The sequence below is a fragment of the Bradyrhizobium sp. Leo78 genome (genome assembly GCF_059512425.1).
This window is the reverse complement of record NZ_JCAMOT010000104.1, coordinates 1-6,185: the sequence shown is the minus strand read 5'-3', so window position 1 is coordinate 6,185 and position 6,185 is coordinate 1. Positions and strand designations below refer to the sequence as shown.

The window sequence follows — 6,185 nt, the reverse complement described above, 5'->3', positions numbered from 1 at the left end:
CAAGGCTTCCTCCTAAAAGAAAGCCTTGAATCACGTTCCGTCTGATTTGAGAATCCCAAGAGTCCACACAGCCTAGGGCCCTGGTGCTGCCCCCAAGTCTGACGGGGCTCGCCATGATCAGCCGCTCACCTCGTTGTCAGCCGCATCATTACCCGCTTCACAAGCGTTGGTGGAGGGCAGTGTGGGAGAGGTCCGGTTCTACCCGTCACAGCGTACGCGCGGGAGACTTCAAGCTTCTTCAGCTCAGGGCGAATGGGTTGCCCCCCGCTCCCCGGATTCGAAAATTCGAATGCCGGCGGGAGCGTTGCAGGTATCGTCAGGCTAAGCCGCGCGCCGTCCCGCGCCGCCGCGGGGCGTCGTCACCGGCTCCGAACTGGTCTGGCCCGGTGCGTCCAGAACGGCTACGTGATGGCTATAGACCATCTCCCAGCCCTTCCAGCCGGTGAACAGCAGGATGCCAACGACGATGATTGAGAGGAGCACGCCCCACGGCTTGATCGCGGCCTCAGGACCCTGACCGTAGCGGAGGAAGAAGTTGATGATGGCAATGACGACCGCGCTGAGATTGCCGATCATATGATACCAGGCATCGTTCAGGGCGCGGATTCGAGGCTCGCTGAAGAAGTCGGTAAAGCCGGCCAGAGCGGCGAGGAGAGCCATCACAATGCCCGCGCCAATCAGCCAGATCGAGGCTCTCGCCCAAAAGCGATCACCCGTCCCGATGAACACCAGATCGGTGACGAACGCTCCAACCAGGAAGGCGATGGGAAATGGAATCAGCATCGGATGCAGCGGATGGGTGCCGAGTTTTGCGGTGCTCACAGGATTAATGCTCATACGGGCCTCACTCTCAAAGTGATCTGCCGGAACAATCTCCGATGATCCCACTGGTTCCTGATAGGCTTCGGGTGCGGTGCAGTAATTTGACTCTCTTGCAAACGCGTAAAGCATCCGGAAGTGTCCGCGGTGTGAGGCGATGAAGAAATCCCTCAGCGGCTTATTGGATAAGGCGAGTTCGAACCGAGCTCGCAACGATCAAGAAATTGATCTCCGCCGACGCCGCTGATCGAGCGCCCTCTCAAAGCAGCCATCGATGGCGCCATAATTACTATCCACGTTGAACCTGAAGATAAGGCCAAGCATTCTAGGTCCTGGTCCTCTGACCGTACCTGCTGGACGACCTCGACCTGCACTTCTGTCCGCTATCGCGGACGGTGTCCGATTCGCGGGCCAGCCAACAATCCGGCGCAAAGGCAGGACCATTAGTCGCTCCGCCCGGGCTCGCTTCTGCGATATGGAAGCGGACGTTCCGCAGGGTTGCCCGGATTATTCCAGGCCCCATGCGCGAAAATTTTTGTAAAAGCCGGTTGCAGCCGTAGTGATCCCAAGTACGCTAGGTGAAATTAAGTAGCGACCGGGGATGGAATGGCTCACGTGGGAATGGTTACGCGCTCCTGCGCGCGATTGACAGGTGTCGCCCTCGGATGTCTGGGTCTGCATACGCCCACCGAGGCGCAGCAGCCAACAATCGTCAGAACGGACATGCAGATCGATGCGCTTGATCCGGGGCTCAAGCTCTTTCTGCGCGAGAAGCTGCCGGACCCCCCAACGGACCGACAGGACAATGTGGTCCTGTTTCTGCACGGAGCAACCAGTCCGTCGACCTGCGACTTCGATCTGGCCTACAAGGACTATTCCTGGGCGGATTGGCTGGTGAACCGGGGCTACGTTGTCTACATGGGCGACTATCGCAATTATGGCGGTTCCACCCGAGAGCCGGCCATGGAGGAGCCAGCTGCCAAGAGCCAGCCGATGACGCGCTCCTTCCTCGCGGTAAGGGACGTGGAGGCGATGGTAAACGCGATCAAGGCGAGACGGGGCATCAAGCAGGTGACCCTGATCGGTTGGTCCTGGGGCGCTATGATGGCCGGCTACTACGCTTCGCTTCACCCCGAACAGGTGCGTAAGCTCGTCCTGTATGCGCCACTGTACAATTTCAACAATCACACGAACCTTGGACCGGGCAGCGCGCTACAGAACAAGCGCAAACCATACGAGTTCAATTTCTCGATGGGCGCTTACCGTCTGGCTTCGGAAGCCGCCAATACCGCGCGCTGGAACGGCGAAATCCCCGTAGAGAACAAGGACCAGTATCGCGACCCGGTTTTGCCTGCCGAGTTCTGGAACGCATGCCTTGCGACGGACCCAACCAGCAACTTGCGATCGCCCGCCAGCTTACGCGCTCCCAATGGCGTGCTTGAAGACTCGTTTTATCAGGCGACCGGACGGCCCCTCTGGAATGCCGCGAATATCTATTCGCCTACGCTCGTGATCGGAGGCGACTACGACACCTGGTCCTATCTAGAGGATCGCGAAGGCCTGATGCGCGACCTCATCCATGCTCCGGCGAAGAAAAACGTGGTCATTCCAGATGCGACCCACTTCGTTCTCTTCGAGAACAAGCGGTTTGTTTTCTTCGAAGAGGTTCTGAAATTCTTGCGCGAGTAGCGGCCTCATGCAGATCAACCATCGCACTTTGGAGAGAAGAACATGATTCGGCCGTCCCTTTGCGCCCGCGCCGCTGCGTTCTCGCTATCGGTCGCAGCTTTTTCGCACGCTTCGGCGCAGTCGTCTCCCTCGTACGAGCCGCTCCAGGTACCTGCGAAGTCGGTGCCCGTTCCGAGCACCGTAAGTCCGCAGCTCGCCAAGATCATCGGCGCGCCTCTCCGCAACGGCTGGGACGTGTTGCCAAAAAGCGGAGAGGAATGGGTGCCGATCGTGCAGGCCACGGCTGCGGCCACCCTGAAGAACGTTCCTGGGCTGCGGGAGCGTCTCCACGTCAGCGTGGAGAAGACAACGATCGATGGGGTGCGGGCGTACATCCTCACTCCGGACAGCATCCCGCCGCAGAACCAGAACCGCATCCTGCTTCATATGCACGGGGGTTGTTATGTCCTCAATCCCGGCGAGGCTGCGCTGCCGGAAGCGCTATTCATGTCGGGATTTGGCGGGTTCAAGGTCATTTCGGTCGACTATCGGATGCCGCCGGAAGCGTATTTTCCGGCGGCACTCGACGACGGTATGACCGTCTATCGAGCGCTGCTCAAGACGATCGATCCCAAGAAGATCGCGGTTTTCGGCAGCTCCGCTGGCGGCGCTCTTACGCTGGAGATGATGCTCAAAGCCAGGCAGGAGGGCTTGCCCATGCCGGGCGCGATCGCGCCGGGCACCCCAATGTCCGATGTGACGAAGGTTGGAGACAGCTTCGTGACCAACGCCAAGCTCGACAACGTGCTCGTCTCACCCGACGGCTTCTGCGATGCAGGTACGCTGGTTTACGCCAAAGGCCACGATCTGAAGGACCCGCTGCTCTCACCGGTATACGGCGAGATGGAAGGCCTTCCCCCCACAATCCTCACCAGCGGAACGCGCGATCTCCTCCTCAGCAATACCGTGCGTGTCCATCGCAAGCTGCGGCAAAATCACGTTGAGGCGCAGCTGCAGGTCTTCGAAGGCCAATCACACGCGCAATATTATCGGGATGACACTGCGCCGGAATCGAAAGAGGCCTTCGAGGAGATCGCGTTGTTCTTCGACAGACATCTTACCAAGTAGTGCCCCGCTTTCCGACTGCGAGCAGAAACATGTGGAAGTTCGTCACCATTCTTGCCTCCTTGATCCTTTCTGGGGCTCAGGCGCTGGCGCACACGGCGCAGCAACCAGCGCACCAGAGCTTTGCCGAAGGCGACCTTCAGCTCGAAAATGGCGAGGTGATCAAGGATTTCGCCATCTCCTACGTCACGCATGGCACGCTCAATGCGGACAAATCGAACGCCGTCCTCATGGTGACGGCGATCTCCGGCAATCACCACAGGATTGACTTCCTGATCGGGCCAGGCAAGGCGCTTGATACGGACCGGTATTTCATAATCTGCACGGATGCGATCGGAAATGGGCTGACCACCTCGCCCAGCAATTCGAAGACGCAAGCGCGGATGCAATTCCCGAAGTTCACGATCCGCGATATGGTGGAATCACAGTATCGGCTCATCAAACAGAGGTTCGGGATCGAGCATCTGGTCGCCGTGGTCGGACCTTCGATGGGCGGCATGCAGACGCTGCAGTGGGGCGTCAGTCATCCGGACGCCATGGATGCTCTGGTTGCGATGGTGCCCTTGACCAGAACGCCGACCTGGACGGTCGCAGTGCTTGAAGCCTCTCGCAAGGCGATCACCGAGGACCCCGCCTGGAAGGACGGCAACTACGAGACACCGCCGGAGAAAGGGGTTCGCTTGTGGCGCGACATCCTCAACCTGCTCGCGGCCCGAACCCCGGACATGTACCAGGCCCAGTTCAAGAGCGGCATGGATGTGCTGCCGTGGATGGACCAGCAGGAAAGTGCGGCGATAAAGGCGTTCGATGCCAACGACTGGATCTACCAGACATGGGCCTACGAGCGCCACGACGTCGGAACAACGGCTGGCTTCGGCGGAGATACCGCAAAGGCACTCGGCTCGATTAAGGCGAGAACTCTCATTCTCACGGGCACGAAGGATCTGCTCAATCCCGAGTTCGAGCCGATCGAGATGGGCAAGAACATCCCGCAGGTCAAAATGGTAACGATCAGTCCGGGTACCGTCACCGGGCACGCTTCGGCAGGAGGGGGCGCGGCGTCTGACGTCGAATTCCTCAACCGCTATATCGGCACATTCCTGCGCGGCGTGAACAACGCGAACTGAGCTTCGGCCGCTCGCTGGAACGGTTCGATCTCTATCCGAGCCGGCTTCTCGGCGACAGCGGCTCGGCCGAGATGCTCGGCTGGTTGGTCCCACGAGCATGGGATTTAGCCGCACGTCATACTGTTCGACAAGTCGGCCGGGGACGGATGGCACTTTCTCGCGCCACGACTTCACCCATGACCGCGCAAGTGACGTCTACCGGTGTCCCGACGGCAAGGTCCTCAGCACGACCGGAGCGCTGGTGAACGATGGCTCCGCTTTACACCGCCAGCAAGCGCGATTGCGATCCGTGCGCCCTCAAGTCCCGATGCTGCCCCAAGCAGGCGTCGCGGAAAATACCGCGCTCGATCTACGAGGCGTTCGCGACATGGCGCGCCAGTTCGCAAGCTCGTGGGAGGGCCGCACTTCGCGTCGGCTCCGCAAGAACGAAATCAGCCAAAACCAGACCTGTCGGAGTGCCCGACCTTCATCATCTCTTGTTGGCGGCGAGCGGGCGCGACCGAGAAGCATCAAGAGGAGCACGGAGGGCGATCGCCCAGAGGGGGACTTGCGCACGGCGATGCCAATGAGTTTGGAATCGCTTCTGCCCAGATATGCAGACCATTCAGAGCCCGCGCGGATTTCGCATTCGGGCCATCACTGGACCCCTTCATCGCAGCAATTGTCCTCTTCAATCACGTTGCCGGGCGCCTGACGAGCAGTGCCGGAACGAGATCAGGCGTTGCCGACGGTTATTTTCCCCGCGCGTGCTGGTCGAACACGCTCAGCACGGCAAGTGTCATGGCCTCAACACCGGTTTCAATGGTCGGCTTCGGCACCGGCGCGAATAAGGGCGAGTTGGTTGCCCCGGCCATTGCAGGCCGTCGCCCTCGCGGGCCGCGGCGACACGCTCCGGCTCATAGACGCCGGAAGAACATCGAGGGCGCGCCAGCCCGCATCTCGGCAGCCAATTTAGCCGCGGTCTTCTCTTAAACCGGACGTAACAGCGGACATCGCTCTTCGTAACCCGCTGCCCCTATGCCGCCACGGCAAAAAACCGGAAACCGGCTGCCGCGAGGTTGTCGGGAGATACCTGAACCGGCTCGCTAACCGTCTCTGACTCTGCCAATAGAAGGCAGGTCGGACAGTTGAACAGATGCAGATTGGTTGCGGGAACAAATCTAACAAGCTCCGATCGACACCACTGCATCTCGCTGCCGCAGGTTGGGCAGGTTGGCGCTTCACGGTCTTCCAGCGAGTGCTTCAGTCTGTCCATCACAACCCTCCCCAGGTCGAGTGATGAAAGCCCCAAGCCCCAACGGGCAAAGCCTTGAGTCGCAGGTTTGAGGCGTCATCTGCTACCCTGTTCACGACTTTTTCCAGGCGTCTTCTAGGCTGTGTGGACTCTTGGGATTCTCAAATCAGACGGAACGTGATTCAAGGCTTTCTTTTAGGAGGAAGCCTTGG

6 protein-coding genes and 1 pseudogene are annotated in these 6,185 nt (G+C 59.8%); 4 read left to right on the top strand and 3 right to left on the bottom strand.

Translation table 11 applies throughout. The features are described from left to right. Positions 1 to 321 precede the first annotated feature (321 nt). Positions 322 to 837 carry a DUF2231 domain-containing protein gene (locus tag AC5ZG1_RS43240; RefSeq protein ID WP_496136468.1) on the bottom strand — a complete coding sequence of 172 codons (516 nt, stop codon included), beginning with the start codon at positions 835 to 837 and terminating at the stop codon, positions 322 to 324. 705 nt (positions 838 to 1,542) lie between these two features. Between AC5ZG1_RS43240 and AC5ZG1_RS43235 the strand changes: the two genes are divergently transcribed. The 4 genes and pseudogenes from AC5ZG1_RS43235 to AC5ZG1_RS43220 form a co-directional block, all read left to right on the top strand. Next, complete coding sequence (locus AC5ZG1_RS43235; protein WP_496136467.1) at positions 1,543 to 2,508, top strand: alpha/beta hydrolase; 966 nt, start codon at positions 1,543 to 1,545, stop codon at positions 2,506 to 2,508. Positions 2,509 to 2,769: 261 nt separating this feature from the next. Continuing rightward, a complete protein-coding gene (locus tag AC5ZG1_RS43230) occupies positions 2,770 to 3,615 on the top strand; it encodes an alpha/beta hydrolase (RefSeq protein WP_496136466.1) in 846 nt (281 codons plus the stop codon). Between the two features lie 29 nt (positions 3,616 to 3,644). After that, the gene (locus tag AC5ZG1_RS43225; RefSeq protein WP_496136465.1) at positions 3,645 to 4,739 is read left to right on the top strand and encodes an alpha/beta fold hydrolase; all 1,095 of its coding nucleotides are present in this window, start codon (positions 3,645 to 3,647) and stop codon (positions 4,737 to 4,739) included. Positions 4,740 to 4,747: 8 nt separating this feature from the next. After that, positions 4,748 to 5,163: pseudogene (locus AC5ZG1_RS43220) on the top strand (IS5/IS1182 family transposase); the annotation flags it as partial. Between the two features lie 307 nt (positions 5,164 to 5,470). Here the strand turns inward: AC5ZG1_RS43220 and AC5ZG1_RS43215 are convergent. Next, on the bottom strand, positions 5,471 to 5,593 hold the full coding sequence (locus AC5ZG1_RS43215; RefSeq protein ID WP_496136464.1) for a hypothetical protein: 123 nt from the start codon (positions 5,591 to 5,593) through the stop codon (positions 5,471 to 5,473). Positions 5,594 to 5,754: 161 nt separating this feature from the next. Beyond that, entirely contained in the window at positions 5,755 to 5,994 is a 240-nt protein-coding gene (locus tag AC5ZG1_RS43210) for a hypothetical protein (protein ID WP_496136463.1), read from the bottom strand. Between the last annotated feature and the right edge of the window lie 191 nt (positions 5,995 to 6,185).

What these genes read in the sequence shown, in the direction of transcription:
- AC5ZG1_RS43235 (WP_496136467.1), top strand. Translation starts at nt 1,543, where the DNA reads ATGCAGATCGATGCGCTTGATCCGGGGCTCAAGCTCTTTCTGCGCGAG.
- AC5ZG1_RS43240 (WP_496136468.1), bottom strand. Translation starts at nt 837, where the DNA reads ATGAGCATTAATCCTGTGAGCACCGCAAAACTCGGCACCCATCCGCTG.
- AC5ZG1_RS43210 (WP_496136463.1), bottom strand. Translation starts at nt 5,994, where the DNA reads ATGGACAGACTGAAGCACTCGCTGGAAGACCGTGAAGCGCCAACCTGC.
- AC5ZG1_RS43215 (WP_496136464.1), bottom strand. Translation starts at nt 5,593, where the DNA reads ATGGCCGGGGCAACCAACTCGCCCTTATTCGCGCCGGTGCCGAAGCCG.
- AC5ZG1_RS43225 (WP_496136465.1), top strand. Translation starts at nt 3,645, where the DNA reads ATGTGGAAGTTCGTCACCATTCTTGCCTCCTTGATCCTTTCTGGGGCT.